We start from the raw sequence: 24,779 nt of genomic DNA on the forward strand, positions 1-24,779 counted from the left end.
GGAATGCGGGGGCGGGTGCGCCGCCGCGGCGCTCCCGCGACCCTGCGCCTTCACGCCATCCAGAAGAACACCGCGGCCATCCGCGCGTCCTCCAGCGCCTCGCCGCAGTAGGCGGTGGCGCTGTGGATCAGCGTGGCCTGATAGACCAGCAAGCGGTTGAAGCGGTTGGGCACGCGCACGTCCTCGACGAAGCTGCCGGGCGGGACGAAGCGGGTGCCGAGCGCATCGACCAGGGTGTCGTGCGGCTTGGTCACGGTGTTGCCGCCGAGCTGGCCGCTGGCCAGGCGCTGGCGGTAGAAGCTGGTACCGCAGTCGGCCGGCGCGTCGGGCAGCAGGTACAGCACGCCGGCATAGCGGCACAGCGATCGCGCATCGGTGTGCGGACGCGCCTGCGCCTCGCGCGCGCCCACCACCTGCACGCAGTTGTGGTTGAGGGTCTTGCCGTCCGGCGCCGGCTGCATCCACAGCCGCTTGGCGCCGGTCGCGGCGCGCACGCGCGCCTCCACCTGCGCCAGTTCGTCGGGCTCCAGCGCCGGCAGCGCGCGCCGGCCCGGCCAGCTCTCGCCGCTGTGGGGGAAACCGAGGGTCCAGTCGGGCTTGGCCAGGCAGCGCGCGCGCACCGCCAGGGGGTCGGGCAGCACGTCGTCGAACACCCAGTAGTCACGCCCCTCGGTGGGCTTGCGGTAGGGCAGCACGCGCATCGGCGCGGCAGTCGGGGCGGACGGGCGCATGCGGCGATCATAGCGGCGCGCGCCGCCGCGGTTGCTAAACTGCGGCGCCTGCCGAGGAGGACTGCGATGCGCCGCCGGATCGTCGCCGGGAACTGGAAGCTGCACGGGGACCGCGCGTTCGCGCGCGCCTTGCTGGACGCGCTGGTGGCCGCGCCGCCGCCGCCCGGGGTCGACCGCATCGTGCTGCCGCCGCTGCCGTACCTGGCGGAGCTGGCGCAGGCCTATGCCGGGCCGGGGCTGGCGTTCGGGGCGCAGGACGTGGGCGAGCACGCGCGCGGCGCCTACACCGGCGAGGTGGCGGCGGCCATGCTGGCCGAGGTCGGCGCGCGCTGCGTGCTGGTCGGCCATTCCGAGCGCCGCCAGTACCACGGCGAGGACAGCGCGCAGGTGGCGCGCAAGTTCCTCGCCGCGCGCGCGGCCGGGCTGGTGCCGATCCTGTGCGTCGGCGAGACCCTCGCCGAGCGCGAGGCCGGCGCCACCGAGGCGCGCCTGCGCGAGCAGCTGGAGCCGTTGTTCGCGCTCGGCGGCGTGCAGGCGCTGGACGGCGCGGTGGTCGCCTACGAACCGGTGTGGGCGATCGGCACCGGGCGCACCGCCAGCCCCGAACAGGCGCAGGCGGTACATGCCTTCCTGCGTGGCGAAGTCGCCCGCCGCGATGCTATAATTGCTAGCTCGCTTCCCCTGCTGTACGGGGGCAGCGTGAAGCCGGACAACGCGGCCCAGCTGTTCCGCCAGCCCGACGTGGATGGCGGCCTGATCGGCGGGGCCTCGCTGGTGGCGGAGGATTTCCTGGCCATCGTGGCAGCCGCCGCGCCGGCCTGAGCGGGCCAGCCGGCCCAACGACGGGACGATTCACATCATGTGGTTGCAACTGGTCACGGTGCTGTACGTGCTGATCGCGGTGGCGATGGTCGCGCTGATCCTGATGCAGCGCGGCGCCGGCGCGCAGGCCGGCTCCGGCTTCGGCGGCGGCGCCTCGGCCACCGTGTTCGGCGCGCGCGGCGCGTCCAACTTCCTGAGCAAGACCACCAAGTGGCTGGCGGTCGCGTTCTTCGCGATCAGCCTCGGCATGGCGGTGTATGCCAGCAAGACCGCGCGCCGCGACGGCGTGGCCAGCAAGCCGGATCTCGGCGTGATGGCGCAGCAGCCCGCGCCGGCGGCACCGGCCCCGGCGGTGCCGGCCGCGCCCGCGCAGCCCCTGCCGGCGGTGCCGACCGCGCCCGCGCAGCCGGCCCCGGCGGTTCCGACCCAAGGGAAGTGATCCGGGGAAGTGATCCGGCGTAAACTACACATGCGGCGCGGCGCACCGGCCCGCCCGCGATGACATCAGCCCAGGTGGCGGAATTGGTAGACGCACTACCTTGAGGTGGTAGCGACGCAAGTCGTGGGGGTTCGAGTCCCCCCTTGGGCACCAATCCTCGGTCCGGCGTACCCGCCGGTACCGGCAAGAAACCCGCCGCATGGCGGGTTTTTCGTGTCCGCGGAGCGGCTGCGCGGGCTTGGCTGCTCGGCGTCCTGATGCCGCGACCGGCGGGCATCGGCGTCCTGCTGGCGATGCGCTGCACACGGCGCTGGCGAGCCGAGGCCGGCGCGCGGATCGCCGCACGGCCGCGGGTGGCGAGCGGCGATCAGGCGTCCGCGCCGAACTCCTCCTCCGGCAGCGCCAGGAACGCCCAGAACGGGGTGCCGGCGGCAGCCCAGTCCGCGGCGGCTTCGTCGAGGATGTCGAGGAAGGTGTCGAACGCCGGCGCGTCGGCCTCGCGCAGTGCGCGCGCGTCCGCGATCAGCAGCAGGTAGCCGCTGGCCGGCAGCCAGGACAGGTCGCGCAGGCGGTCGGACAGCGCGTCCCAGTTGCGCCCGCGCTCTGGATCGGGGAACTGCAGCGCGCCGGCCAGCCGCTCGAGCAGCTGCGGCTTGCCGCGCACGCCGTGCAGGTCGAGCAGCACCACCTGCAGCCCGCCGGCATGCCCGGCCCGGGCCAGCCCCCGCAGGTCGGCGTCGGTCACGAAATAGACGCCGGCCTGTTCGGGATCGGCCAGGTCCAGGCGGTCGAGGGCGGCGGTCTTCATGGCGGCGTGATGCGACGGAAGCTGGCGTAGTGGTCGTCGGTGTAATACCACTCGCGCGGCGGATCGCCGCCGGTGACGATCCGGCGCGCGCCGCGGTGCCCGAGGCCGGGGGTGGGGACGGTGTATTCGCGGTACCAGCCGCGCGGCTGCGGCGGCAACCGGCCCTCGCGGTTGCCGAACACGCTGCCGTCCTGGCGGTAGGGGAAGGGACCGCCGCGGCGGATCAGCGCCAGGGTGGCCTCGGCCTCGGGCGGCAGCGCGGGATCGCGTTGTGCGTCGCCGCGCGGGGCCGGCCGCGCGGCGGTCGCGCTGTCGGCGTGCGCCGCCGGGGTGGGTGCGGCGGGCGGGGCCGGCGCGCGCCAGGCCTGCCAGCCCAGGCCCAGCGCCAGCAGCAGGAGCAGGGGCCAGAACGCGGCGAATGCGGGACGGCGCATGGGCGGAGGCGGGCAGGGACGTGCCGCGCAGGATGCGGGCGCGCGGGGGCGCCCCGCAAGCGGGTCGGCGCGCGCTCAGTCCCAGCGTTCGACCCGCAGCACCGGGTACTGGTCCACCCCGGCGTCCCAGGCCGGGTGGCGGCGGTAGAAGAAGTCCAGCCGTGCGCGCGGATCCGCGGCGAACGCCGGATCCTCGCGCAGGCGGCGCTCGAACGCGGCCTTCAGCGCGGGGTCGCGCGCCAGCATCCGCCGCGCCTCGTCCTCGGCCACGTACGGCTCCATGTATTCCTTGCGTTCGAATGCGTTGTTGAACGCGCCCCACGCGGCCAGCGAATCGGGCGCCTGCGGCTCCAGGATCGCCATCAGCAGCCGCGCCTTGGGCTGGGCGATGGGCACGTACAGGCTGCCGGCGGGCAGATCGGCATGCGCGTCCTGCCACTGGCCTTCCAGCGTCAGGCGCTGGTGGCCCTCCTGCGAGGTGGGCGCGAACTGCACGCGGGTGGCGGCGAAGCGCTGCACCGGCAGGGCGCGGCGGGCGCCCTCCAGGCGCTGGAAGTCGATCCCGTGCAGGCGCAGCAGGCGCTCCACCGCGGGCGCCCACGCCGCCGGGACGAGGTAGCCGGCGCGCGGCGCGGTGACTTCCAGGGCCGGTTCGATCTGGTCGCGCAGCGGCACCATCCAGGTCTGCGGGGTGCGCTCGTCGTAGCGGGTCATCGGCGCGCCGGAGATCTCCGAGGGCGTGCGGGTGTAGGCATAGCCCGCGAATGCGATGATCCGCTTGGCCGGGGTGGCGCGGTAGTCGAGCGCGACCGGTTGCCCGCCCAGCGCCGCGGCGCGCACGTCGGCCTCGCGCGCGGCCTGCATCCACTGCGGGCCGTTCGCCGCCACCAGCTCCAGCGCGTCCAGCACGCTGTTGTAGGTGGCGCGCACGCGCAGCGGGTAGGGCGCCCAGGAATGGGTCTCGACCAGGATCCCGATCCGGTTGCGCAGCGGGAAGTAGCCGTGCGAGAAGCGCGGCGGGCTGACCCCGTCGACGAATCCGGAGGTGGGATCGTCCTCCACCGCGAAGCTGGGATAGAAGCCGACCGGCCGCGAGCCCTGCGCGGCCAGGCGGTCGATCAGGCCCTGCTTGAGCGCGCGCCCGACCGCGCGCAGCTGCGGGTCGCCCGCGTTGACCGGCTCGCCGGTGATCGAGATGTCGTGCTGGAACTGAGCGCCGTCGGTCACGTGCAGGTCCAGCACCACCAGCGGGTCCCACTGCGCCAGCAGCCCGAGCATGGCCTGCATCTCCGGGCTGTCGGCCTTCACGTAGTCGCGGTTGAGGTTGTAGCGCTGCGCGGTGACGCGGAAGCCGGTCTCCTCCGGACCGCGTTGGTTGGGGCGGTTCCAGGCGCGGAAGTTCTCGTGGCCGTCGACGTTGAACACCGGCACGAACAGCAGCACCTGGCGGTCGAGCAGGCCCTTGCCGGCCTTGCCCTGCAGCAGGTCGCGCAGCAGGGCGAAGCCGGCGTCCTTGCCGTCGATCTCGCCAGCGTGGATGCCCCCCTGCGCCAGCACCACCGGCAGCCCGCGCGCCTGCGCCTCCTGCGGGTCGAGCACGCCGCTGGTGGAGGCCGCCAGGGCGAGCATCGGCCGGCCCTCCGGGGTGGTGCCGAAGGCGAAGCAGCGCACCGCCTGCGGCCAGCGCGCGGCATACGCGTGGCAGAGCGCCTCGACCTCGTCGTAGCGGCCGGTGCGGGCGTAGCCGCTGCGCTCGGCGACGGTGGGCGGCGGCAGCGCCGGGCCGGCGGCGAGGGCGGGCAGGACGGCGGCGAGCAGCAGGGCGGGGACGAGCGAGCGCATGCACGGTGCCAGCGGTGGGGGGCGGCGCGATGGTAACCGCGGCCCGCGCCGCTGCCGACTGCCGTGCGCCATGCCGCGCACGGCGTGCGATCATCGCGGCGTGTCCCCGCTTTACGCCACGATGGATACCACGCTTTACTACTCCCCGGGCGCCGCCAGCCTGCTGGTGCACTGGCTGCTGCTGGAACTGGACGTGCCGCATGCGCTGCAGCGGGTGGATTTCAGCCGCGGCGAGCAGAAGGCGCCGGCGTTCCTCGCGCTCAACCCGCACGGCACGGTTCCGGTGCTGGTGGTGGACGGGGTGGCCCGCCACGAAGCCGCGGCGATCGCGTTGTGGCTGGCCGAGCAGCATCCGCAGGCCGGGTTGGCGCCGGTGCCGGGCGATCCGCGCCGCGCGGACTACCTGCAGTGGATGTTCGAGCTGGCGAACGTGCTGCAGCCGCTGTTCCGGCAGTGGTGGTACCCCGCCGAACCGGCCGGCGAGGCCTGCACGGAGGCGGTGCGCGCGCACTGCGCGCCGCGCATCGAGGCGTGCTGGGAGCGGATCGACGCGCGCCTGGCCGCGGCCGGCCCGTACCTGCTCGGGGAGGCACCGAGCGTGCCGGACTTCTACCTCACCATGCTGATGCGCTGGGCGCGCCACATGCCGCGCCCGGCGACCGCGTGGCCGGCGCTGGCCGCCCTGGCCGCGCGCATGAAGGCGCGCCCGAGCTTCGCCGCGCTGTACGCGCGCGAAGGCCTGGCCGAATGGGCCTGACCGCGGCCGGGAGGGCGTGCCGATGCGGCTGTCGATGACCCTGCTGATCGTGCTGGTGACGGTGCTGGTGTCCTGGCGCGCGTTCGGCGACCGCGCGCTGCTGGAGCGCCTGTTGCTGTGGCCGCCCGCGATCGAGCGCCGGCGCCAGTACGAGCGCCTGCTGACCTATGGCTTCGTGCATGCCGACTGGATGCACCTGCTGTTCAACATGGTCACCCTGTGGTCGTTCGGCACCGCGGTCGAACGCGTGTTCGCCCCTGCGCTGGGACCGCTCGGGTTCCTGCTGTTCTACCTGTCGGCGATCGTGGTGGCGATCCTGCCGACCTACCTCGCGCACCGGCGCGACCCGGGCTACCGCAGCCTCGGCGCCTCCGGCGGGGTGTCGGCGGTGCTGTTCGCCTTCATCCTGTTCGACCCGTGGTCGCGCCTGATCATCTTCCCGATCCCGGTGCCGATCCCGGCGGTGCTGTTCGCGCTGGCCTACGTCGGCTACAGCATCTGGATGGACCGCCGCGGCAGCGGCAACGTCAACCACAGTGCGCACCTGTGGGGTGCCGCCTACGGCGTACTGTTCACCGTGCTGCTGGAACCGCGGGTGTTGGCGCACTTCGCGCGCAGCGTGTTCGGCTGAGGCGGGCATGGGGCCGATCCGCCACGACCCGCAGCGGCAGCGTTTCTCCGCCGAGGCGGAGGGACTGGCCGCGGTGCTGGACTACCGCCTGCGCGACGGCACGGTGATGGTGATCGTGCACACCGGGGTGCCGGCGCCGATCGGCGGGCGCGGGATCGCCGCCGCCCTGACCGCGGCCGCGTGCGCGCATGCGCGCGCCCGGGGCTGGCGGGTCGATCCGCAGTGCAGCTACGCCGCGCGCTGGTTGCAGCGGCATCCCGAGCATGCCGACCTGCACGGCTAGCCGCGCCGCCCCACGCGCGGTCAGGCCCGATCGGCCCGATAATGCAGCGCCCGCCCCGGAGCCTGCATGCGCCTGAACCGCTACATCGCCGACACCGGCGCCTGCTCGCGCCGCGAGGCCGACCGCCTGATCGCGGAGGGCCGGGTCACCGTGAACGGCCTGCGCGCCCGCATCGGCGCGGAACTGGCCGAGGGCGACGAGGTCCGCCTCGACGGCGAGCCGCTGGCCGCGCGCAGCGCCGCCCGCGGCAAGCGCCGGCACGTCTACATCGCGCTGTACAAGCCGGTCGGCATCACCTGCACCACCGAGGCCGAGGTCAAGGGCAACATCGTGGACTTCGTCGGCCACGAGCAGCGCATCTTCCCGGTCGGGCGGCTGGACAAGGACTCCGAGGGGCTGATCCTGCTCACCAGCAACGGCGACATCGTCAACCGCATCCTGCGCGCCGAGAACAAGCTGGAGAAGGAATACCTGGTGGCGGTGAACCACCCGGTCACCGCCGAATTCCTGCGCGGGATGGCGCGCGGCGGCATCCCGCTGCACGGCCAGGCCACGCTGCCATGCCGGGTCGGCAAGCTCGGGCGGTTCGGGTTCCGGATCGTGCTGGTGCAGGGCCTGAACCGCCAGATCCGGCTGATGGCGGCGCATTTCGGCTACCGGGTCAAGCGCCTGCTGCGGGTGCGGATCGGCAACGTCAGGCTCGGTCACCTCAAGCCCGGGCAATGGCGCAACCTCAGCGACGCCGAGCTGCGCGCGCTGCTGCCGGAGCTGGCCGACTGGTGAGCCGCGCCGGCTCTTCGGGCGAAAAAACCGCCCGCGGTTCACACTTGCGCCCGAAAACAGGGTATGGTGCGCGCACTGTTTCAAGCGGGATCACGGGACATCGTGACCCGATGCGGTAGATCCATCGCGATCCGCTACATCGTGTGCGTTACCCCTTGCTCGACAGTCGCGGCCGGTTCGCCTGCCGTGTTTCCATTCCAAACTGTAAGGAGTCGCCAACATGTCGGATCGTCAGACCGGTACCGTCAAGTGGTTCAACGATGCCAAGGGCTTCGGGTTCATCACCCCGGAGTCCGGCCCGGACGTCTTCGTCCACTTCCGCTCGATCGTGGGCACCGGCTTCAAGTCGCTGCAGGAAGGCCAGAAGGTCAGCTTCAAGGTGGTGCAGGGCCAGAAGGGCCTGCAGGCCGACGAAGTGCAGGCGCTGTAAGCCACCGCGCCCGTCGCGAACCCAAAGCCCGGCTCCGGCCGGGCTTTTTCGTGCCCGGCCGCCGGTGCTTTCACCCCGGCATCAGGTACGCACGGGGTATCCTGCGCGCCGTCGCGTTCCGCCCCTCCTGCCATGCCGTCCCGCCGCGCGTTGCTGCTGTCGTCCCTGTTCGTCCTTGCCGCCTGCGGCCGCGAGCCGGCCGCGCCCACCGCCCCCGCTGCCGAGTCCGCCGCATCGGAAGCGCCTGCCGCGGCGCCGCCACCGGCCCCGGTGGCGCTGAGCGACGTGGTCGAGACCCGCCCGGACTACATCGTCGGCATCAGCTATCCGCAGGCGGCCGCGCGCGATCCGGGGCTGGCCGCGTTGCTGCTCGGCTACGCCGAGCGCCAGCGCGCGCAGTTGATGCAGGCGGTGCAGGCGCTGGGCGGGCAGAAGCCGCGCGCGCCCTACGACCTCAGCCTGCAGTTCAGGATGCTCGCCGACACCCCGCAGGTGGTGGCGGTCGCGGCCGACGGCAGCATGTACACCGGCGGCGCGCACGGCACTCCGCTGGTGGAGCGCTTCGTGTGGCTGCCGCAGCGCCACGAGCGATTGACCTCCGTGCAGCTGTTCGCCGCGCCCGGGGCGTGGAAGGTGCTGTCCGACGCCAGCCGCGAGCAGCTCTTGGCGGCACTGTCGCGCCAGCTCGACGACGACGGCCTGGAAGGGGCGGTGCGCGCCGAGCAGCAGCAGCTGCGCAGCCGCATGATCGCCGAGGGCACCCGCCCGCTGGCCGAGGATTTCTCCCGCTTCGAGCCGGTGGTCGACGCCGACGGCCGCATCCGCGCCCTGCGCTTCGTGTTCCCGCCCTACCAGGTCGCCCCGTACGTGGACGGCACCCAGACCGTGGAGATCCCGGCCGCGACCCTGCTGCCGCTGCTGGCGCCGGCCTACCGGCCGCTGTTCCGCGGCGGCTGAGGGGCTATCCTGCGGCCACGGAGGAGACGCCGATGGCTGCATCGCATCCGCTGCGCGCCCGGGTCGCCGCCCTGCTGGCCGAAGCCGGCCTGCAGCTGGACGGCCCGGGCCCCTGCGATCCGCAGGTGCACGAGGCGCGCTTCTTCCCGCGCGTGCTGGCGCAGGGTTCGCTCGGCCTGGGCGAGGCCTACATGGACGGCTGGTGGGACGTGGCCGACCTCGACGGCATGCTCACCCGTCTGCTGGCGGCCGACCTCGACACCCGCGTGCACGGCTGGGCCGAGCGCCTGGACGGGCTGCGCGCGCGCCTGCTGAACCTGCAGACGCGCCGGCGCAGCCGGGTGGTGGGCGAGCGCCACTACGACCTCGGCAACGACCTCTACGCCGCCATGCTCGGGCGCCGGCTGGTCTACAGCTGCGGCTACTGGCACGACGCGCACGACCTCGACGCCGCGCAGGAGGCCAAGCTGGAGCTGGTCTGCCGCAAGCTGCGCCTGCAGCCGGGCATGCGCGTGCTCGACATCGGCTGCGGCTGGGGCGAGGCCCTGCAGTACGCCGCCAGCCGCTACGGCGTGCGCGGGGTCGGGGTCACCATCTCGCGCGAGCAGGCCGAGTACGCGCAGCGGCTGTGTGCCGGGCTGCCGGTCGAGATCCGCCTGCAGGACTACCGCGAGCTGGAACCCGCCGCCTTCGACCGGGTGTTCTCGATCGGCATGTTCGAGCACGTCGGGGTGCGCAACTACCCGACCTTCTTCGCGGTGGTGCGGCGCTGCCTGGACCCGGCGGCCGAGCACGGCGGGCTGGCCCTGCTGCACACGATCGGCAGCAACGTCTCGACCGACCGCACCGATCCGTGGATCGCCCGCTACATCTTCCCCAACTCCATGCTGCCGTCGATGGCGCAGATCGCGCGTGCGCTCGAGGGCCGCTTCGTGGTCGAGGACTGGCACGCCTTCGGGCCGGACTACGACCGCACCCTGCAGGCGTGGCGGGCCAACGTCGAGGCCGCCTGGGAGCGCCTGCCCGCGCGCTACGACACGCGCTTCCGGCGCATGTGGCGGTTCTACCTGGCCGGGTCGATGGCGACCTTCCGCAGCCGCCGCAGCCAGCTCTGGCAGGTGCTGCTCTCGCCGCGCGGGGTGCCCGGCGGCCTGCCCGAGGTGCGCTGAGCGTCGCAGCCCCTGCGACGGCCGGCGGGCAGGCTGCGCCGATGCCGGCCCAGTTGCGCATCGCCTACGTGCATCCGGTTCAGCCGCCTGCCGCCGGCGCGGCGGATAATCCGCGCATGGCCGACCACCCCGTGCTCGCGGCGTTCCACCCGGCGGTGGCCGGCTGGTTCGCGCGCCGCTTCCCCGCGCCGACCCCGGCGCAGCAGCAGGCGTGGCCGGCGATCCGCAGCGGCGGGGACGTGCTGGTGGCGGCCCCCACCGGCGCCGGCAAGACCCTGACCGGCTTCCTCGCCGCGCTGGATGCGCTGGTGCGCGAAGGCCTCGCGCACGGGCTGCCGGACGCCACCTGCGTGCTCTACGTCTCGCCGCTGAAGGCGCTGTCCAACGACATCCACCTCAACCTGGAGGCGCCGCTGGCCGGGATCGCCGAGGAGCTGGCGCGGCTGGGCCTGCCGGAGATTGCGATCCGCACCGCGGTGCGCACCGGCGACACCCCGGCCGGCGCGCGCGCGGCGCTGCGCCGGCAGCCGCCGCACGTGCTGGTGACCACCCCGGAGTCGCTGTACATCCTGCTCAACTCGGCTTCGGGCCGGGCGATGCTGGGCGGGGTGCGCACGGTGATCGTGGACGAGATCCACGCACTGGTACAGAGCAAGCGCGGCAGCCACCTGGCGCTGTCGCTGGCGCGGCTGGAGGCGCTCTGCGGCCGCCGTCCGCAGCGGATCGGGCTGTCGGCCACCCAGAAGCCGGTGGAAGCGGTGGCGCGCTTCCTCGCCGGGGCGGCGCCGCTGCCGACGGTCATCGACATCGGCCACGACCGCCCGCGCGATCTCGCGCTGGAGCTGCCGCCGACGCCGCTGGAACCGGTGATGTCGCACCCGCAGTGGGCGCAGGTGTATGCGCGCATCGCCGAGCTGGCCGCCGCGCACGCCACCACCCTGGTGTTCGTCAACACCCGGCGCATGGCCGAGCGCACCGCGCGCCAGCTGGCCGAACTCTTGGGCGAGCCGCAGGTGGCCGCGCACCACGGCTCGCTGTCCCGCGAGCTGCGGCTGGACGCCGAGCAGCGGCTCAAGCGCGGGGAGCTGAAGGTGCTGGTGGCGACCGCCTCGCTGGAGCTGGGGATCGACATCGGCGACGTCGAGCTGGTCTGCCAGATCGGCTCGCCGCGCAGCATCGCCGCCTTCCTGCAGCGGGTGGGGCGCTCCGGCCACCACGTCGGCGGCGTCCCCAAGGGCCGCCTGTTCCCGACCAGCCGCGACGAACTGCTGGAATGCGCGGCGCTGCTGGACGCGGTGCGGCGTGGCGAGCTGGACGCCCTGCGCATGCCGCGGGCGCCGCTGGACGTGCTGGCGCAGCAGATCGTGGCCGAGGTGGCCGCGCGCGACTGGGACGAGGACGCGCTGTACGCCTGCCTGTGCAGCGCCTATCCGTACGCGGACCTGCCGCGCGAACGCTTCGATGCGGTCGTGCGCATGCTGGACGAGGGCTTCGCCAGCCGCTTCGGCCCCCGCGCGCGCTACCTGCACCGCGACGCCGTGCAGCGGGTGCTGCGCGCGCGCAAGGGCGCGCGCCTGGTCGCCACCCAGTCCGGCGGCACCATCCCCGACCTCGGCGACTACAGCGTGGTGCTGGAGCCGCAGGCGATCACCATCGGCAGCGTCACCGAGGACTTCGCGATCGAAAGCCTCGGCGGCGACGTGTTCCAGCTCGGCAATGCCAGCTACCGCGTGCTGCGGGTCGAGGCCGGCGTGCTGCGGGTGGAGGATGCGCAGGGCCAGCCGCCGAGCATCCCGTTCTGGGTCGGCGAGGCGCCGGGGCGCACCGACGAGCTGTCGATCGCGCTGTCGCGCCTGCGCGCCGGCCTGCAGGCGCAGCTGGCGCAGGGCGGGGCGGCGCAGGCGGCGGCCTGGCTGCGCGCGGCGCTGCAATTGCCGGCGGAGGCGGCGCAGCAGATCGCCGACTACGCGGCGGCGCAGTGGATGGGGTTCGGGATGCTGCCGACCCGCGAGCACATCGCGCTGGAGCGGTTCTTCGACGAATCCGGCGGCACCCAGCTCATCATCCACGCGCCCTACGGCAGCCGCATCAACAAGGCCTGGGGCCTGGCCCTGCGCAAACGCTTCTGCCGCAAGTTCAACTTCGAGCTGCAGGCGGCGGCGACCGAGGACTGCATCCTGCTCTCGCTCTCCACCAGCCACAGCTTCCCGCTGGCCGAGGTGCTCGACTACCTGCATCCGGCCAGCGCGCGCGAGGTGCTGGTGCAGGCGCTGCTGGACGCGCCGCTGTTCCCCGCGCGCTTCCGCTGGAACGCCAGCACCGCGCTGGCGCTGCCGCGGCATGCCGGCGGCCGGCGGGTGATGCCGCAGCTGCAGCGGATGCGCGCCGAGGACCTGATGGCCACGGTCTTCCCCGACCAGGTGGCGTGCCTGGAGAACATCGTCGGCGAGCGCCAGGTGCCCGACCACCCGCTGGTGGCGCAGACGCTGGAGGACTGCCTGACCGAGGCGATGGACGTGGACGGCTGGCTGGACCTGCTGCGCGCGCTGGCGGAGGGCCGGGTGCGGGCGACTGCGCGCGACCTGACCGGGCCGTCCCCGTTCGCCGCCGAGGTGCTGGGCGCGCGCCCGTATGCCTTCCTCGACGACGCCCCGCTGGAGGAGCGCCGCACCCGCGCGGTGGCCGCACGCCGCTTCGGCCTGCCGGAGCAGGCGGACGACCTCGGCCGGCTGGATCCGGGTGCGATCGCCGCCGCGCGCGAGGATGCCTGGCCGCAGGCCGCGCATGCGGACGAACTGCACGCCGCGCTGTGCGACCTCGGCGTGCTCACCGCGGACGAGGCCGTAGCCAGCGGCTGGCCGTCGCTGCTGCAGGCGCTGGCCGCGCAGGGGCGGGCGACCGCGCTGGCCACCCCGGACGGCGTGCGCTGGGTGGCCGCCGAGCGCCTTCCGCTGCTGCGCGCGCTGCATCCGCAGGCCGCCTGCACCCCGCCGCTGGCGCTGCCGCCCGCGTTGGCGCGCGACTGGTCGCGCGAGGAGGCGCTGCGCGAGCTGGTGCGCGCGCGGCTGTCGGCGCTGGCGGTGACCGACGCGCAGGAATTGGCGGCGGGACTGGCGGTGCCGGTGGCCGAGGTGGCGCTCGCGCTGCTGGCGCTGGAGCAGGAAGGCTATGCCCTGCGCGGCCGCTTCGCGCCGCAGGCGCCGGCCGAACAGTGGTGCGAGCGCACCCTGCTGGCGCGCATCCACCGGCACACCGTGGCGCGGCTGCGGCGCGAGATCGAGCCGGTCGCGGTGCGCGACTACGTGCGCTTCCTGTGCGACTGGCAGCACCTCTCCGCCGCCACCCGCGTGCGCGGGCCGGAGGCGCTGGCAGGGGTGCTGTCGCAGCTGGAGGGGTTCGAGGCCGCGGCGCAGGCGTGGGAAGCGGAGCTGCTGCCGGCGCGGGTGCAGGACTACGCGCTGGACTGGCTGGATGCGCTGTGCGGCAGCGGGCGGATCGCCTGGGCGCGGCTGCGCGCCGGCGGCGAGGCCTTGGTGCGGGCGGCGCCGCTGGTGCTGCTGCCGCGCCCGCAGCTGGCCGGCTGGATGCGGCTGGCGGCGGCGCAGCCGGAGCCGGAGTCGCCGCCGTCCTCGCGCGCGCAGCGGGTGGAGGCCGCGCTGCAGGCGCACGGGGCGCTGTTCTTCGAGGAGCTGCGCCAGGCCAGCGGCCTGCTGGAGGTGGAGCTGGAGGAGGCGCTGGGCGAACTGGTGGCGCGCGGGCGGGTGGGCTGCGACAGCTTCGCCGGCCTGCGCGCCCTGCTGCAGCCGGCCAGCCGGCGCGCACCGCGCTTCGCCCGCCACGGCCGCCGCGCCGCGCTGCGCGGGATCGCCGATGCCGGGCGCTGGGCGCGGGTGGGGCCGGCGCTGGCCGGGCTGCAGGACCTGGACCCGCAGCAGGCGCAGGCCGACCGCGAACACGTCGCGCGCGTGCTGCTGCGCCGCTGGGGCGTGGTGTGCTGGCCGCTGCTGGCGCGCGAGGCGCCGTGGCTGCCGCCGTGGCGCGAGCTGTTGCGGGTGTACCAGCGGCTGGAGGCGCGCGGCGAGATCCGCGGCGGGCGCTTCCTGGCCGGGGTGGCCGGGCCGCAGTTCGCGCTGGCGGAGGCGGTGGCCGGGCTGCGCGCGGTGCGCGCGCGGGCGCCGGACGGCGCGCTGCTGGTGGTGTCGGCGGCCGACCCGCTGAACCTGGCCGGGCTGCTGCTGGCCGGCGAGAAGGTGCCGCGCCAGCCGGGCGCACGGCTGCTGCTGCGCGACGGCGTGGTGATCGCCACCCAGGTCGGCGGCGTGTTCGCCGCGCGCGAGGCGCTGGCGGCGGACGCGCTGGAGGCGGCGCGCCACGCGCTGCGGCGCGCGCCGGGCGAGCCGCAGCCGTTGCCGCCGGGCGCGCGCCTGCAGGCGGATCCGCTCGGCCTGCATCGCTGAAGGGCGGCGGCGGGCAGCCGCGTGCTTGCCGCCACGCCGCGTTTGGCGGATATCGATGCACGAACGCCGCCCGCAGGTGGCGTTCGTGGGGGCGCTGGCGGGCGCGCGGCTTACTGGCTGTCCAGCCCGCGCTTCTCCAGCAGCGGCTCGATCCGCGCCTCGTGGCCGGCGAACGCCGGGAACAGCTTGCCGGCCTCGATCTGCCCGCCGGGCGCGAGCACGTATTGGCGCAGGCGGTCGCCGTTGGCGCGGGTCAGCCCGCCGTGTTCGCGGATCCACTGCTGGGTGTTGGCATCCAGCACCTCCGACCAGATGTAGGCGTAGTAGCCGGCCGCGTAGCCGCCCATGATGTGGCTGAAATAGGGCGTGCGGTAGCGCGGCGGCACCGGCGGGTAGTCGAAGCCGTCGGCCTTGAGCGCCTTGGCCTCGAACGCCATCACGTCCTTGCCGGCCGGGATCTGCTCCAGCGGCAGCTGGTGCAGGCGCTGGTCGAGCATCGCCGCTTGCAGGTATTCGGTGGTGGCGAAGCCCTGGTTGAACTTGGACGCCGCGATCACCTTGTCCAACAGCTCCTTGGGCATCGGCGCGCCGGTCTGGTAGTGCTTGGCGTAGTGCGCCAGCACTTCCGGCCAGTCCGCCCACATCTCGTTGACCTGCGACGGGTATTCCACGAAGTCGCGCGGCACGTTCATCGAGAAGTACGGGTAGCGCACGTCCTGGAAGAAGCCGTGCAGGGCATGGCCGAACTCATGGAAGGCGGTGGTGACCTCGTCCCAGGTCAGCAGGGTCGGCTCCCCGGCCGGCGGCTTGGGGACGTTAAGGTGGTTGGCCACCACCGGCTTCTCGCCGGTCAGCGCGGACTGCGCGACGTAGGTGTTCATCCATGCGCCGCCGCGCTTGGACGGGCGCGCGTACGGGTCGAAGATGAAGATCGCCAGGCGCTTGCCGTCGGCGTCGAACACGTCGTAGGTCCAGGTGTCCGGATGGTACTTGGGCAGGTCGGTGCGTTCCTTGAAGGTCAGCCCGTAGAGCTTGTTGGCGGCGTAGAACACCCCGTTCTCGAGCACGCTGCGCATCTCGAAGTACGGCTTGAGCTGGTTCTCGTCGAAGTCGTAGCGCGCCTTGCGCACCTTCTCGGTGTAGTAGGCCCAGTCCCACGGCTGCAGCTGGAAGCTCGGTTGCCCGGCGGCCTTCTGCTCGGCGTCGATCATCGCCTGCAGGTCCGCGCCCTCGCGGCGGGCGTTGGCCACCGCCTTCGGGGCGAGCGCGCCGAGCATGCGGTTGACGGTCGCCGGGTTGGCAGCGGTCTCGTCGGCCAGCACGTAGTCGGCGGTGGTCGGGTAGCCGAGCAGGCGCGCGCGCTCGGCGCGCAGCTTGAGCACCTGCGCCACCACCCCGGTGTTGTCCCACTGGTTGCCGCGGCTGCCGCGCGCGACCGAGGCCTCGTGCACGCGCTGGCGCAGCGCGCGGTCCTCGAGCTGGGTCTCGACCGGCTGCCCGGTGGTGTTGAGCAGGGTGATCAGGTACTTGCCGTCCAGCCCGCGCGCGCGCGCGGCCTCCGCGGCGGCGGCGATCTGCGCCTCGCTCAGGCCCTTGAGCTGGGCGCGGTCGTCCACCACCACCGCCGAGTCGTTGACCTCGGCCAGCACGTTCTGGTCGAACTGGGTGGACAGCTGCGACAGCTCGGTGTTGATCGCGCGGATGCGCGCCTTCTGCGCGTCGGTGAGGGCGGCGCCGGCGCGCACGAAGTCCTCGTAGCGCTTCTCCAGCAGGCGGCGGTCGACCGCATCCAGCCCCAGCGTGTCGCGGGCGTCGTACAGCGCCTTCACCCGCGCGAACAGCTTCGGGTTGAGCATGATCGCGTCGCGGTGGGCGGCGAACTTCGGCGCGTAGTCGCGCTGGATCTGCTCGCGCGCCGGGTTCTTGTCGGTCGCCACCAGGTTGAAGAACACGTTGCTGGCGCGATCCAGCAGCCAGCCGCTCTTCTCCATCGCCACGATGGTGTTCTGGAAGGTCGGCGGCGCCGGGTTGTCGGCGATGGCGGCGATCTCGCGCAGCTGCTCGGCCATGCCGGCGTCGAACGCGGGCGCGAAGTCGCTGTCCTGGATCTTGTCGAACTGCGGGTAGTTGAGATCGAGCGGGCTGGGCGCGGCGAACGGGCCGTGGTAGGCGGGCATGGCGGTCGGGGCGGTGGCGGGCGGAGTGCCCTTGCCGGTGCGGGTGGGGCTGCGGTCGGCGGCGTCGGCGGCGGCGCTGCCGAGCGCGGTGGCGATGGCAAGGGCGAGGGCGGCGAGCTTGGGCATGGGCATGGGTGGACGATGGTTTCAGCGGTTATGGGGCCAGCATGACCGGCAGGCAAGCCCGGCGCGCGTGCCGAACGGCATGCCCCGGTCTGTCCGGCGCGGCGGCCCGCCCGCGTTGCCCGGACTGACGGCCGTCATCGGATCCGGCGAGAATACGCTCGGTCTTCCCGCGCCGGTCCTGCCATGCCCACCACCGCCTTCGATTTCGACGCCCTCGGTCTGGACGGCCGGCCGCAGCCGCTGTCGCAGTGGCGCGGCCAGGTGCTGCTGATCGTCAATACCGCCAGCCGCTGCGGGTTCACCCCGCAGTACGCCGGGCTGGAGGCGCTGTGGCGCCAGTACGGCCCGCGCGGGCTGGTGGTGCTGGGCTTCCCCTGCGACCAGTTCGGCCACCAGGAGCCGGGCGATGCCGACGAGATCCGCCGCTTCTGCTCGCTGACCTACGACGTGACCTTCCCGCTGTTCGCCAAGGTCGAGGTCAACGGCGCCGACGCCCACCCGCTGTGGAAGTGGCTGAAGTCCCAGAAGGGCGGGCTGCTCGGGACCGAGGCGATCAAGTGGAACTTCACCAAGTTCCTGGTCGGCCGCGACGGCCGGGTGCTCAAGCGCTATGCGCCGACCGACAGGCCCGAGGCATTGGTGGGCGACATCGAGGCGGCGCTGGCATGAATCCGGCCCCGATCGATGGCAACGGCTATCGGCTCGAGTTCGAGTACCAGCCGCCGCTGCTGAGCGTGCATCTACGCGGTGCGGTAGCGCCGGACGAGAATCTGGCGGTGACGACCGAATACTGGCAGCAAATCGCCCGTGTCGTGCGCGAGCTCGGTGCCGAGCAGTTGCTCGTGCTGGATGAATTGCCGGGTGAGGTCATGACTGATGCAGAGCTGCAGCGCTTCTTCGACAGCCTGGCAGGGCTTGGCCTGGAGAAGGCGCAGATCGCCTATGTCGAGGCGCGACTCGACCAGGTGGCGCGAATCGAATATGCACAGCTGCTGGCGCAGGAGCGCGGCTATCGGGTGCGGGCCTTCGCCAACGAGCCGGAAGCCAGGCTCTGGCTGCACTATGGCGGGGCCTGAGCGGGCCGCGCGTTTGTGCGAGGGGGCTTATTTCTCGACGAAGGCGCGCTCGAACACGTATTCGCCTGGGCTGCCGATGCGCGGCGAGGCGGTGAAGCCGCGACGGTCGAGGATGGCGCGGAAGTCGGCCAGCATCTGCGGGCTGCCGCAGATCATGGCGCGGTCGTGCGCCGGATCCAGCGCGGGCAGGCCGAGGTCGGCCGCGATCCGCCCTCTGTCCAAGAGGTCGGTGATGCGCCCGCGCTGCAGCCGGCCCTGCCAATAGAAGTCCTCGCGGCTGACCGCCGGGTAGTACAGCAGCTTGGCGCGGACCTCCTCGCCCAGGTACTCGTGGCAGCGCAGGCCGCGGCTGATGTAGTCGCGGTAGGCCAGGTCCTGCTCGCCGCGCACGCCGTGCACCACGATCACTTTCTCGAAGCGTTCGTAGGTGGCCGGGTCCTTGATCACCGCCAGCCACGGCGCAAGACCAGTGCCGGTCGCCAGCAGGTAGAGATGGCGGCCGGGGTGCAGGTCGGAGATCAGCAGGGTGCCGGTCGGCTTGCGCCCGATCAGCAGGGTGTCGCCGGGGCGGATGTGCTGCAGGCGCGAGGTCAGCGGGCCGTTCGGCACCTTGATGCTGAAAAACTCCAGCTCCTCCTCCCAGTTCGCGCTGGCGATCGAGTAGGCGCGCAGCAGCGGCTTGCCCTCGACCTCCAGGCCGATCATCACGAACTGGCCGTTGTCGAAGCGGAAGCCGTCGTCGCGGGTGGTGGTGAAGCTGAAGTAGGCGTCCGTCCAGTGGCGGACGTCGAGCACCGTCTCGGTGCCGAACGGTGAGGCCATGCGCGTGGGGGTAGGTGGCGTGTCGGCGCGCATTCTACGCGGCGCCGCCCGGGGTCGCTTGATCGGGCGCAAACCCCGGGCGCGGCGATCCCCCGCGCCGCCGGCCGCGCGCGTCAGCGCGTCGGCGCGGGCGGGCGCAGGCGCAGCAGCTGGCCGTCGTCGGCGTCGGTCAGCACGTACACGCTGGCGTCCGGGCCGACCCGCACGTCGCGGATGCGCGCCCCGCGCTCACCGAGCAGGCGCTCCTCGCCGACGACGCGGTCGCCGTCCAGGCGCAGGCGGATCAGGCTGCGCCCGGCCAGCGCGCCGAGGAACAGGCTGTCGTTCCAGGGATGGCCCGGATGCCCGCGCAGGAAGGCCATCCCCGACAGTGCCGGCGACACCGCCCAGACATGGTGCGGCGGCTCCATCCCGGGCAGGCGGCGCCCGCGGGTCTCCGGGTATGGGCGCCCGCTGGCATAGTCCACCCCGTCGCTGGCCAGCGGCCAGCCGTAGTTGCGGCCGGGTTCGGGCAGGTTGAGCTCGTCGCCGCCGCGCGGGCCGTGCTCGCTTTCCCACAGCCGCCCGCTGGCCGGGTCGATCGCCAGGCCCTGGCTGTTGCGGTGGCCGAGGCTCCAGATCTCCGGGCGCGCGCCGGCGCGCCCGACGAACGGGTTGTCAGCCGGGATGCCGCCGTCCAACTGCAACCGCACCAGCTTGCCCGGCAGCACGCCGAGGTCCTGCGCCAGCGCCTTCTGGTTGCGGTCGCCCTGGCTGATGAAGACGTGGCCGCGGCCGTCGAACGCGATGCGCGCGCCGAAGTGCTGGTCGCCATGCAGCTTGGGCTGCTGGCGGTAGACCACGCGCAGGTCGGACAGGCCGCCGTCGTCGAGGCGGGCGTGGGCGACCGCGGTGCTGGCGCTGCCGTCCGGCCCGGGTTCGGCGTAGCTGAGCCAGATCCGCCGGTTGCGCGCGAAGCCGGGATCGAGCACCACGTCGAGCAGGCCGCCCTGGCCGCGCGCATGCACCGCCGGCACCCCGGCCAGCGGCGGGGAGAGCGTGCCGTCGGGGGCGATCCGGCGCAGCCGCCCGGGGCGCTCCGTGACCAGGAAGCCGCCGTCCGGCAGCAGTGCCACCGCCCAGGGGTGTTCCAGCCCCGAGGCGAGGGTCTCCACCACGGCCGCGGGAGCCGGCGCTTGCGGCGCGTCGGCCTGCGGCGGGCGCGCGCAGGCGGGCAGGGCGGCACAGGCCAGCAGCAGGGCGAGGACAACGGCGCTCGGGCGCATGGCGGTCTCCACAGCCGTCGCGGCCGACCTTAGCCGCACGCGCAGGGACGGGCAAGGGTGCTTGGGCACGGCCGCAGGCCGGCGCGGAGCGCCTAGAATGCCGCGTCCGTTGCCTGCGAGCCGCCATGCTTCCGTCCGCGTCCCCTGCATCCGCCTCCGCCGCCATCCGCTACCAGGACCTGGTCGACTCGATCGCCGACGCCCTGCAGTACATCAGCTACTACCATCCGGTCGACTACATCAAGAGCCTGACCGCGGCCTGGCAGCGCGAGCAGTCGCCGGCGGCCAAGGACGCAATGGCGCAGATCCTGGTCAACTCGCGCATGTGCGCGGAGGGCCACCGCCCGATCTGCCAAGACACCGGGATCGTGACCGTGTTCCTGAAGGTGGGCATGGACGTGCGCTGGGAGGGCTTCCCCGGTTCGCTCGAGGACGCGGTGAACGCGGGCGTGCGTCGTGCCTACACCCATCCGGACAACCCCCTGCGCGCCAGCGTGCTGGCGGATCCGGCCGGCAGGCGCGTGAACACCCGCGACAACACCCCGGCGGTGGTCAACGTCTCGATCGTGCCGGGCAACACGCTGGAGGTGATCGTCGCCGCCAAGGGCGGCGGCTCGGAGGCCAAGAGCAAGTTCGCGATGCTCAACCCGTCCGACTCCATCGTCGACTGGGTGCTCAAGACCGTGCCGACCATGGGCGCCGGCTGGTGCCCGCCCGGCATGCTCGGGATCGGCATCGGCGGCACCGCCGAGAAGGCGATGCTGCTGGCCAAGGAGTCGCTGATGGAGCCGATCGACATCCAGGACCTGATCGCGCGCGGCCCCGCCAACCGCCTGGAGGAGTTGCGCCTGGAGTTGTACGAGAAGGTCAACGCGCTCGGCATCGGTGCCCAGGGCCTGGGCGGCCTGACCACCGTGCTCGACGTGAAGATCAAGGACTACCCGACCCACGCCGCCAATCTGCCGGTGGCGATGATCCCCAACTGCGCCGCCACCCGGCATGCCCATTTCGTGCTCGATGGCAGCGGGCCGGTCGCACTCGCGCCGCCCGCGCTGGAGGACTGGCCGGATCTCGACTACGGCCCGCGCAGCGCGCGCCGGGTGGACCTGGACACCCTCACCCGCGAGGAGGTTGCCCGCTTCCAGCCGGGCGAGGTGCTGCTGCTCAACGGCAAGCTGCTGACCGGCCGCGATGCCGCGCACAAGCGGATCGTGGACATGCTCGACCGCGGCGAGCCGCTGCCGGTCGATTTCCGCGGCCGTTTCATCTACTACGTCGGCCCGGTCGATCCGGTGCGCGACGAGGTGGTCGGCCCGGCCGGCCCGACCACCGCCACCCGCATGGACAAGTTCACCGAGCAGGTGCTCGGCGCGACCGGCCTGCTCGGCATGATCGGCAAGGCCGAGCGCGGCCCGGCCGCGATCGAGGCGATCCGCCGCCACCAGTCGGTGTACCTGATGGCGGTCGGCGGCGCCGCCTACCTGGTCTCGAAGGCGATCCGCGCCGCGCGCGTGGTCGCGTTCGCGGACCTCGGCATGGAGGCGATCTACGAGTTCGAGGTCCAGGACATGCCGGTGACGGTGGCGGTGGACAGCCGCGGCACCTCGGTGCACGCCACCGGCCCGCGCGAATGGCAGGCGCGGATCGGCAAGATCCCGGTGGTGGTGGCGTGAGCCGTGCCTGGAGCGAGGCCGGCGAGGGGTTCCAGATCGACTACCAGCAGCTGCCGACCCACCTGCGCGCGCATGTGCACGGCGGGGTGGATTCGGTCGCGCTTTCCTGCGCCATGTGGCGGCAGCTGGGCGCGGCCTGCCATGCCGCGGGCTGCGCGCGCCTGCTGGTGATCGAGGATTTGGCCGGGCACGTGCCCGCCGAGGCGCTCGGCCCGCTGGCGCAGGCGATGCAGGCGGCCGGCTTCGACCGCATCCGCACCGCCTTCGTGGACCTGCGCGACCATGCCGGGGAAAACGAGCACGGCGAGATCCTGTGCCGCGAGCTCGGCCTGCCGGTGCGGGTGTTCGCGGACGAGGAGTCCGCGCGGCTGTGGCTGGTCTACGGCGAGTGATGCGGGCGCCGGCCGCCGCGTGCACCGATCGCGGCGGATGCGACCGGCGCGCGCGCTAGAACCACCAGGCCAGCAGGAACAGGCCGACCATCGCGAACGCGATCGCCAGTTTCAGCGCGCCGCCCACCAGCAGCCCGAGCCAGGTCCCGAGCCCGATCCTGCCGGCGGCGCCGAGGTCGTCCGGATGCAGGCTGCGCCGGTGCAGCAGTTCCCCGGCCAGCGCCCCGAGGAACGGTCCGGTCAGCAGCCCGGGCAGGCCGAAGAACAGCCCGACCAGGGTGCCGAGCATAGCGCCGGCGACCGCCAGCCCGCTGGCCCCGACCCGGCGCGCGCCGTGCGCGCCAGCCCACAGGTCGACCGCCTGCGATAGCAGGGTGAGCAGGCCGAACGCCACCAGCCAGCCCCAGTGCACGTGCGCGAAGCCGTCCGCCCACGCCGCCAGCAGCAGGCCGGCGAACACCAGCGGCACCCCGGGCAGGGCCGGCAGCACGGTGCCGGCCAGACCCGCCAGAACCAGCAGCGCCGCCAGCAGCTGCCACAGCAGGGCGGCGCTCATCGGGCTCGGAGCAAAAGGCCGGTCAGGGGCCGCGCGTGGCGCGGCTCAGTTGCGGAAGTCCTGGTGGCAGGCCTTGCACGCCCGGCCGATCGACTGCAGCGCGTCCCCCACGCCCGGGCAGGTCAGCGGCGGGCTGGCGATCGCGCGGTCGGCGGCGGCGCGCATCTGCGAGGCCGCGTTCTTGAAGCGCTCGTCGTCGCGCAGGTCGGGGAACGCGGCCTCCAGGTCGTTGGCGCTCAGGCGCAGCGCCTGCAGGTGCGGCAGCACGTCGGTGGCGTTGCAGCGGTTCTGCTCCATGTCCGCCTTCAGCTGGGCCATGTGCCACTGCTGCACGTGCATCAGCGCCTCCGGGAAGTGGTCCTTGCGGGCATTGATGGCGCGCATGACCATCACCGTGGCGATCACCCCGAGCACCAGCCCGAGGATCAGCAGGAACAGGTAGCGGCCGGCGTTGGAGGCGCGCCGCGGGGCGTCGGCGGAAGGCGGAGTGGGGGCGACGTTCGACATGGCTTCGGTCCCGGCGTGGCGAAGGTGCCCGGACGATAGCACAGCCCCCGGTCGCTTAGACTTCCGCCATGCAACGCGAGTGGCAGGAGCGCTTTTCCGGCATCGACCGCCTGTACGGACGCGGCGCGCTGGCGCGCCTGGCCGCCAGCCACGTCACCGTGGTCGGGATCGGCGGCGTGGGTTCGTGGGCGGTGGAGGCGCTGGCGCGCAGCGGCGTCGGCGCGCTGACCCTGGTCGATGCGGACGAGCTGTGCGTCTCCAACACCAACCGCCAGCTGCCGGCGCTGGACGGCCAGTACGGGCGCGCCAAGATCGAGGCGATGGCCGAGCGCTGCCGCGCGATCAATCCGCACATCCGGCTGCAGCTGGAGCCGCGCTTCCTCACCCCGGCGAACATGGCCGAGCTGCTGCAGGCGCCGGGCGATCTGGTGCTGGATGCCTGCGACAGCTTCCGCACCAAGGTCGAGGCGATTGCCTGGTGCCGCCGCCGCAAGCAGCCCATCATCACCGTCGGCGCCGCCGGCGGCCGCAGCGACGTCACCCAGATCCGCGTGCGCGACCTGTCGCGCACCGAGCACGACGCCATGCTCTCGCTGATCCGCAAGAAGCTGCGCGGCGAGTTCAACTTCCCCAGGAACCACGACCGCTACTTCGGGGTGCCGGCGGTGTATTCGCTGGAGAACGTGCGCTACCCGCAGGCCGATGGCCGCGTCTGCGGCATCCGTCCGCAGCTCGGCAAGGAGGAGGCGCTCAAGCTCGATTGCGGCGCCGGGCTGGGCGCGGCCACCCACGTCACCGGCGCGTTCGCGTTCGCGGCGGTGGGCAAGGCGATCGAACTGTTGCTCAAGCCGAAGCGGGCAGGCTGACGGGCAGGTTGGCGGGCAGATTGAACAGGCGCACGGCGTTCTCGCGGGTCGCCGCGGCCACCGCCTCCGGCGCCATCCCGCGCAGCTGTGCGACCTGCGCCAGTACCTCCGGCAGGAACGCCGGCTCGTTGCGCTGGCCGCGGTGCGCGGCGCCCGGCTGGTCGGGGCTGTCGGTTTCCAGCAGCAGCTGCTCCAGCGGCATGTTCGCCACGATCCGGCGCAGGCGCTGCGCGCGCGCGTAGGTCACCGGCCCACCGATGCCGAGCAGGAAGCCGAGCCGGTGCAGTTGCGCGGCCTGCTCGGGGCTGCCGGAAAAGCTGTGCACCACACCGCGCAGCCTGCCGATGCGGCGCAGCGTGGCGATCACCGCGTCCAGCGCGCGCCGCGCGTGCACGATCACCGGCAGATCGAACTCCCGCGCCAGTCGCAGCTGGCCCTCGAAATAGGCCTGCTGTGCCTGCGCGTCCAGGCCGGGGACGAAGAAATCCAGCCCGCATTCGCCCACCGCGTGCGGGCGTTCGCGCGCGATCCAGTCGCGCAGCAACGGCAGGTGCTCGGGGCGGTGGCGGTCGAGGAACATCGGGTGCAGGCCGTAGGCCGGGAACAGCCCGGGGCGGGCCGCGCAGATCGCGCGCAGCGCCGGCCAGCCGTCGGCGGCGACCGCCGGCACCACCTGCATCACCACCCCGGCCGCGCGCGCGCGCTGCCAGGCGGCATCGCGGTCGGCGTCGAATTCGGCCGCATCGAAATGGCTGTGGCTATCGACCAGCCACATG

The 24,779-nt window shown here is 73.3% G+C and carries 25 protein-coding genes and 1 tRNA gene; 16 read left to right on the plus strand and 10 right to left on the minus strand.

Going from position 1 to position 24,779, the window contains the following annotated elements; all coding sequences use genetic code 11:
• Positions 1–50: 50 nt before the first annotated feature.
• Entirely contained in the window at positions 51–731 is a 681-nt protein-coding gene (locus tag ML340_RS08900; protein WP_240098837.1) for a DUF6445 family protein, read from the minus strand.
• A gap of 66 nt (positions 732–797) precedes the next feature.
• Here ML340_RS08900 and tpiA point away from each other — a divergent pair, with 66 nt between their 5' ends.
• From tpiA to ML340_RS08915, 3 genes are all read left to right on the plus strand, one after another.
• Positions 798–1,553, plus strand: a complete 756-nt coding sequence (gene tpiA / locus ML340_RS08905) for a triose-phosphate isomerase (RefSeq protein WP_240098839.1) — start codon at positions 798–800, stop codon at positions 1,551–1,553.
• 37 nt (positions 1,554–1,590) lie between these two features.
• A complete protein-coding gene (gene secG / locus ML340_RS08910; RefSeq protein WP_240098841.1) occupies positions 1,591–1,992 on the plus strand; it encodes a preprotein translocase subunit SecG in 402 nt (133 codons plus the stop codon).
• A gap of 68 nt (positions 1,993–2,060) precedes the next feature.
• Positions 2,061–2,145, plus strand: a tRNA-Leu gene (locus tag ML340_RS08915).
• 214 nt (positions 2,146–2,359) lie between these two features.
• On the opposite strand, the gene ML340_RS08920 is transcribed toward ML340_RS08915, so the two are convergent.
• From ML340_RS08920 to ML340_RS08930, 3 genes are all read right to left on the minus strand, one after another.
• On the minus strand, positions 2,360–2,800 hold the full coding sequence (locus tag ML340_RS08920) for a barstar family protein (RefSeq protein ID WP_240098843.1): 441 nt from the start codon (positions 2,798–2,800) through the stop codon (positions 2,360–2,362).
• Positions 2,797–3,234 carry a guanyl-specific ribonuclease gene (locus tag ML340_RS08925; RefSeq protein WP_240098845.1) on the minus strand — a complete coding sequence of 146 codons (438 nt, stop codon included), beginning with the start codon at positions 3,232–3,234 and terminating at the stop codon, positions 2,797–2,799. The genes ML340_RS08920 and ML340_RS08925 overlap by 4 nt, the downstream gene beginning before the upstream one ends.
• 75 nt (positions 3,235–3,309) lie before the next feature.
• Complete coding sequence (locus ML340_RS08930) at positions 3,310–5,076, minus strand: M14 family metallopeptidase (protein ID WP_240098847.1); 1,767 nt, start codon at positions 5,074–5,076, stop codon at positions 3,310–3,312.
• Between the two features lie 121 nt (positions 5,077–5,197).
• Between ML340_RS08930 and ML340_RS08935 the strand changes: the two genes are divergently transcribed.
• The 8 genes from ML340_RS08935 (at position 5,198) to ML340_RS08970 (ending at position 14,543) form a co-directional block, all read left to right on the plus strand.
• Positions 5,198–5,833, plus strand: a complete 636-nt coding sequence (locus tag ML340_RS08935; protein WP_240098916.1) for a glutathione S-transferase family protein — start codon at positions 5,198–5,200, stop codon at positions 5,831–5,833.
• Between the two features lie 22 nt (positions 5,834–5,855).
• Positions 5,856–6,464 (plus strand): rhomboid family intramembrane serine protease, encoded by a 609-nt coding sequence (locus tag ML340_RS08940; protein ID WP_240098849.1) that lies wholly within the window; start codon positions 5,856–5,858, stop codon positions 6,462–6,464.
• Positions 6,465–6,471: 7 nt separating this feature from the next.
• Positions 6,472–6,747, plus strand: a complete 276-nt coding sequence (locus ML340_RS08945) for a GNAT family N-acetyltransferase (RefSeq protein ID WP_240098851.1) — start codon at positions 6,472–6,474, stop codon at positions 6,745–6,747.
• A gap of 66 nt (positions 6,748–6,813) precedes the next feature.
• Positions 6,814–7,530, plus strand: a complete 717-nt coding sequence (locus ML340_RS08950) for a pseudouridine synthase (RefSeq protein WP_240098852.1) — start codon at positions 6,814–6,816, stop codon at positions 7,528–7,530.
• A 220-nt stretch (positions 7,531–7,750) separates the two neighbouring features.
• A complete protein-coding gene (locus ML340_RS08955; protein ID WP_072755265.1) occupies positions 7,751–7,960 on the plus strand; it encodes a cold-shock protein in 210 nt (69 codons plus the stop codon).
• 132 nt (positions 7,961–8,092) lie between these two features.
• The gene (locus tag ML340_RS08960; RefSeq protein WP_240098854.1) at positions 8,093–8,917 is read left to right on the plus strand and encodes a DUF3298 and DUF4163 domain-containing protein; all 825 of its coding nucleotides are present in this window, start codon (positions 8,093–8,095) and stop codon (positions 8,915–8,917) included.
• Between the two features lie 32 nt (positions 8,918–8,949).
• A complete protein-coding gene (cfa, locus tag ML340_RS08965; RefSeq protein WP_240098855.1) occupies positions 8,950–10,086 on the plus strand; it encodes a cyclopropane fatty acyl phospholipid synthase in 1,137 nt (378 codons plus the stop codon).
• Between the two features lie 116 nt (positions 10,087–10,202).
• Complete coding sequence (locus tag ML340_RS08970) at positions 10,203–14,543, plus strand: DEAD/DEAH box helicase (RefSeq protein WP_240098857.1); 4,341 nt, start codon at positions 10,203–10,205, stop codon at positions 14,541–14,543.
• A 110-nt stretch (positions 14,544–14,653) separates the two neighbouring features.
• Here ML340_RS08970 and ML340_RS08975 read toward each other — a convergent pair whose 3' ends face one another.
• Positions 14,654–16,852 (minus strand): M3 family metallopeptidase, encoded by a 2,199-nt coding sequence (locus ML340_RS08975; RefSeq protein ID WP_425608307.1) that lies wholly within the window; start codon positions 16,850–16,852, stop codon positions 14,654–14,656.
• Positions 16,853–17,029: 177 nt separating this feature from the next.
• Between ML340_RS08975 and ML340_RS08980 the strand changes: the two genes are divergently transcribed.
• Both ML340_RS08980 and ML340_RS08985 read left to right on the plus strand, forming a co-directional pair.
• Complete coding sequence (locus ML340_RS08980; RefSeq protein ID WP_240098859.1) at positions 17,030–17,515, plus strand: glutathione peroxidase; 486 nt, start codon at positions 17,030–17,032, stop codon at positions 17,513–17,515.
• Positions 17,512–17,922: a hypothetical protein gene (locus ML340_RS08985; protein ID WP_240098860.1), complete on the plus strand. Its 411-nt coding sequence runs from the start codon at positions 17,512–17,514 to the stop codon at positions 17,920–17,922. Before ML340_RS08980 ends, ML340_RS08985 begins: the two co-directional genes overlap by 4 nt.
• A 27-nt stretch (positions 17,923–17,949) precedes the next feature.
• On the opposite strand, the gene ML340_RS08990 is transcribed toward ML340_RS08985, so the two are convergent.
• Positions 17,950–18,744, minus strand: a complete 795-nt coding sequence (locus tag ML340_RS08990; RefSeq protein ID WP_240098862.1) for a ferredoxin--NADP reductase — start codon at positions 18,742–18,744, stop codon at positions 17,950–17,952.
• Between the two features lie 113 nt (positions 18,745–18,857).
• A complete protein-coding gene (locus tag ML340_RS08995; protein WP_240098863.1) occupies positions 18,858–20,009 on the minus strand; it encodes a PQQ-dependent sugar dehydrogenase in 1,152 nt (383 codons plus the stop codon).
• A 125-nt stretch (positions 20,010–20,134) separates the two neighbouring features.
• Between ML340_RS08995 and ML340_RS09000 the strand changes: the two genes are divergently transcribed.
• A complete protein-coding gene (locus ML340_RS09000; protein WP_240098865.1) occupies positions 20,135–21,682 on the plus strand; it encodes a fumarate hydratase in 1,548 nt (515 codons plus the stop codon).
• Complete coding sequence (locus ML340_RS09005; protein WP_240098867.1) at positions 21,679–22,074, plus strand: hypothetical protein; 396 nt, start codon at positions 21,679–21,681, stop codon at positions 22,072–22,074. Before ML340_RS09000 ends, ML340_RS09005 begins: the two co-directional genes overlap by 4 nt.
• Before the next feature lie 55 nt (positions 22,075–22,129).
• Here ML340_RS09005 and ML340_RS09010 read toward each other — a convergent pair whose 3' ends face one another.
• Entirely contained in the window at positions 22,130–22,630 is a 501-nt protein-coding gene (locus tag ML340_RS09010; protein WP_240098868.1) for a DUF456 domain-containing protein, read from the minus strand.
• A gap of 45 nt (positions 22,631–22,675) precedes the next feature.
• A complete protein-coding gene (locus ML340_RS09015) occupies positions 22,676–23,137 on the minus strand; it encodes a cytochrome c (RefSeq protein WP_240098870.1) in 462 nt (153 codons plus the stop codon).
• A 68-nt stretch (positions 23,138–23,205) separates the two neighbouring features.
• Between ML340_RS09015 and ML340_RS09020 the strand changes: the two genes are divergently transcribed.
• Positions 23,206–24,003 (plus strand): tRNA threonylcarbamoyladenosine dehydratase, encoded by a 798-nt coding sequence (locus ML340_RS09020; protein ID WP_240098871.1) that lies wholly within the window; start codon positions 23,206–23,208, stop codon positions 24,001–24,003.
• Here ML340_RS09020 and ML340_RS09025 read toward each other — a convergent pair.
• Positions 23,981–24,778 carry a TatD family hydrolase gene (locus ML340_RS09025; RefSeq protein ID WP_240098873.1) on the minus strand — a complete coding sequence of 266 codons (798 nt, stop codon included), beginning with the start codon at positions 24,776–24,778 and terminating at the stop codon, positions 23,981–23,983. The genes ML340_RS09020 and ML340_RS09025 overlap by 23 nt on opposite strands.
• Position 24,779: the final 1 nt, after the last annotated feature.

This window comes from Thermomonas flagellata (assembly GCF_022419185.1).
In the GTDB taxonomy this organism is placed as follows: domain Bacteria; phylum Pseudomonadota; class Gammaproteobacteria; order Xanthomonadales; family Xanthomonadaceae; genus Thermomonas; species Thermomonas flagellata.

Bases quoted from the DNA above. Each gene is read 5' to 3' on its own strand.
- cfa (WP_240098855.1), top strand. From the start codon at position 8,950: ATGGCTGCATCGCATCCGCTGCGCGCCCGGGTCGCCGCCCTGCTGGCC.
- ML340_RS08970 (WP_240098857.1), top strand. From the start codon at position 10,203: ATGGCCGACCACCCCGTGCTCGCGGCGTTCCACCCGGCGGTGGCCGGC.
- ML340_RS08995 (WP_240098863.1), bottom strand. From the start codon at position 20,009: ATGCGCCCGAGCGCCGTTGTCCTCGCCCTGCTGCTGGCCTGTGCCGCC.
- ML340_RS08985 (WP_240098860.1), top strand. From the start codon at position 17,512: ATGAATCCGGCCCCGATCGATGGCAACGGCTATCGGCTCGAGTTCGAG.
- ML340_RS08925 (WP_240098845.1), bottom strand. From the start codon at position 3,234: ATGCGCCGTCCCGCATTCGCCGCGTTCTGGCCCCTGCTCCTGCTGCTG.
- ML340_RS09020 (WP_240098871.1), top strand. From the start codon at position 23,206: ATGCAACGCGAGTGGCAGGAGCGCTTTTCCGGCATCGACCGCCTGTAC.
- ML340_RS08940 (WP_240098849.1), top strand. From the start codon at position 5,856: ATGCGGCTGTCGATGACCCTGCTGATCGTGCTGGTGACGGTGCTGGTG.
- ML340_RS09025 (WP_240098873.1), bottom strand. From the start codon at position 24,778: ATGTGGCTGGTCGATAGCCACAGCCATTTCGATGCGGCCGAATTCGAC.
- ML340_RS08955 (WP_072755265.1), top strand. From the start codon at position 7,751: ATGTCGGATCGTCAGACCGGTACCGTCAAGTGGTTCAACGATGCCAAG.
- ML340_RS09000 (WP_240098865.1), top strand. From the start codon at position 20,135: ATGCTTCCGTCCGCGTCCCCTGCATCCGCCTCCGCCGCCATCCGCTAC.
- ML340_RS08945 (WP_240098851.1), top strand. From the start codon at position 6,472: ATGGGGCCGATCCGCCACGACCCGCAGCGGCAGCGTTTCTCCGCCGAG.
- ML340_RS08975 (WP_425608307.1), bottom strand. From the start codon at position 16,852: ATGCCCATGCCCAAGCTCGCCGCCCTCGCCCTTGCCATCGCCACCGCG.
- ML340_RS08980 (WP_240098859.1), top strand. From the start codon at position 17,030: ATGCCCACCACCGCCTTCGATTTCGACGCCCTCGGTCTGGACGGCCGG.
- ML340_RS08900 (WP_240098837.1), bottom strand. From the start codon at position 731: ATGCGCCCGTCCGCCCCGACTGCCGCGCCGATGCGCGTGCTGCCCTAC.
- ML340_RS09015 (WP_240098870.1), bottom strand. From the start codon at position 23,137: ATGTCGAACGTCGCCCCCACTCCGCCTTCCGCCGACGCCCCGCGGCGC.
- ML340_RS08935 (WP_240098916.1), top strand. From the start codon at position 5,198: ATGGATACCACGCTTTACTACTCCCCGGGCGCCGCCAGCCTGCTGGTG.
- ML340_RS08920 (WP_240098843.1), bottom strand. From the start codon at position 2,800: ATGAAGACCGCCGCCCTCGACCGCCTGGACCTGGCCGATCCCGAACAG.
- ML340_RS08960 (WP_240098854.1), top strand. From the start codon at position 8,093: ATGCCGTCCCGCCGCGCGTTGCTGCTGTCGTCCCTGTTCGTCCTTGCC.
- tpiA (WP_240098839.1), top strand. From the start codon at position 798: ATGCGCCGCCGGATCGTCGCCGGGAACTGGAAGCTGCACGGGGACCGC.
- secG (WP_240098841.1), top strand. From the start codon at position 1,591: ATGTGGTTGCAACTGGTCACGGTGCTGTACGTGCTGATCGCGGTGGCG.
- ML340_RS08990 (WP_240098862.1), bottom strand. From the start codon at position 18,744: ATGGCCTCACCGTTCGGCACCGAGACGGTGCTCGACGTCCGCCACTGG.
- ML340_RS09010 (WP_240098868.1), bottom strand. From the start codon at position 22,630: ATGAGCGCCGCCCTGCTGTGGCAGCTGCTGGCGGCGCTGCTGGTTCTG.
- ML340_RS08930 (WP_240098847.1), bottom strand. From the start codon at position 5,076: ATGCGCTCGCTCGTCCCCGCCCTGCTGCTCGCCGCCGTCCTGCCCGCC.
- ML340_RS08950 (WP_240098852.1), top strand. From the start codon at position 6,814: ATGCGCCTGAACCGCTACATCGCCGACACCGGCGCCTGCTCGCGCCGC.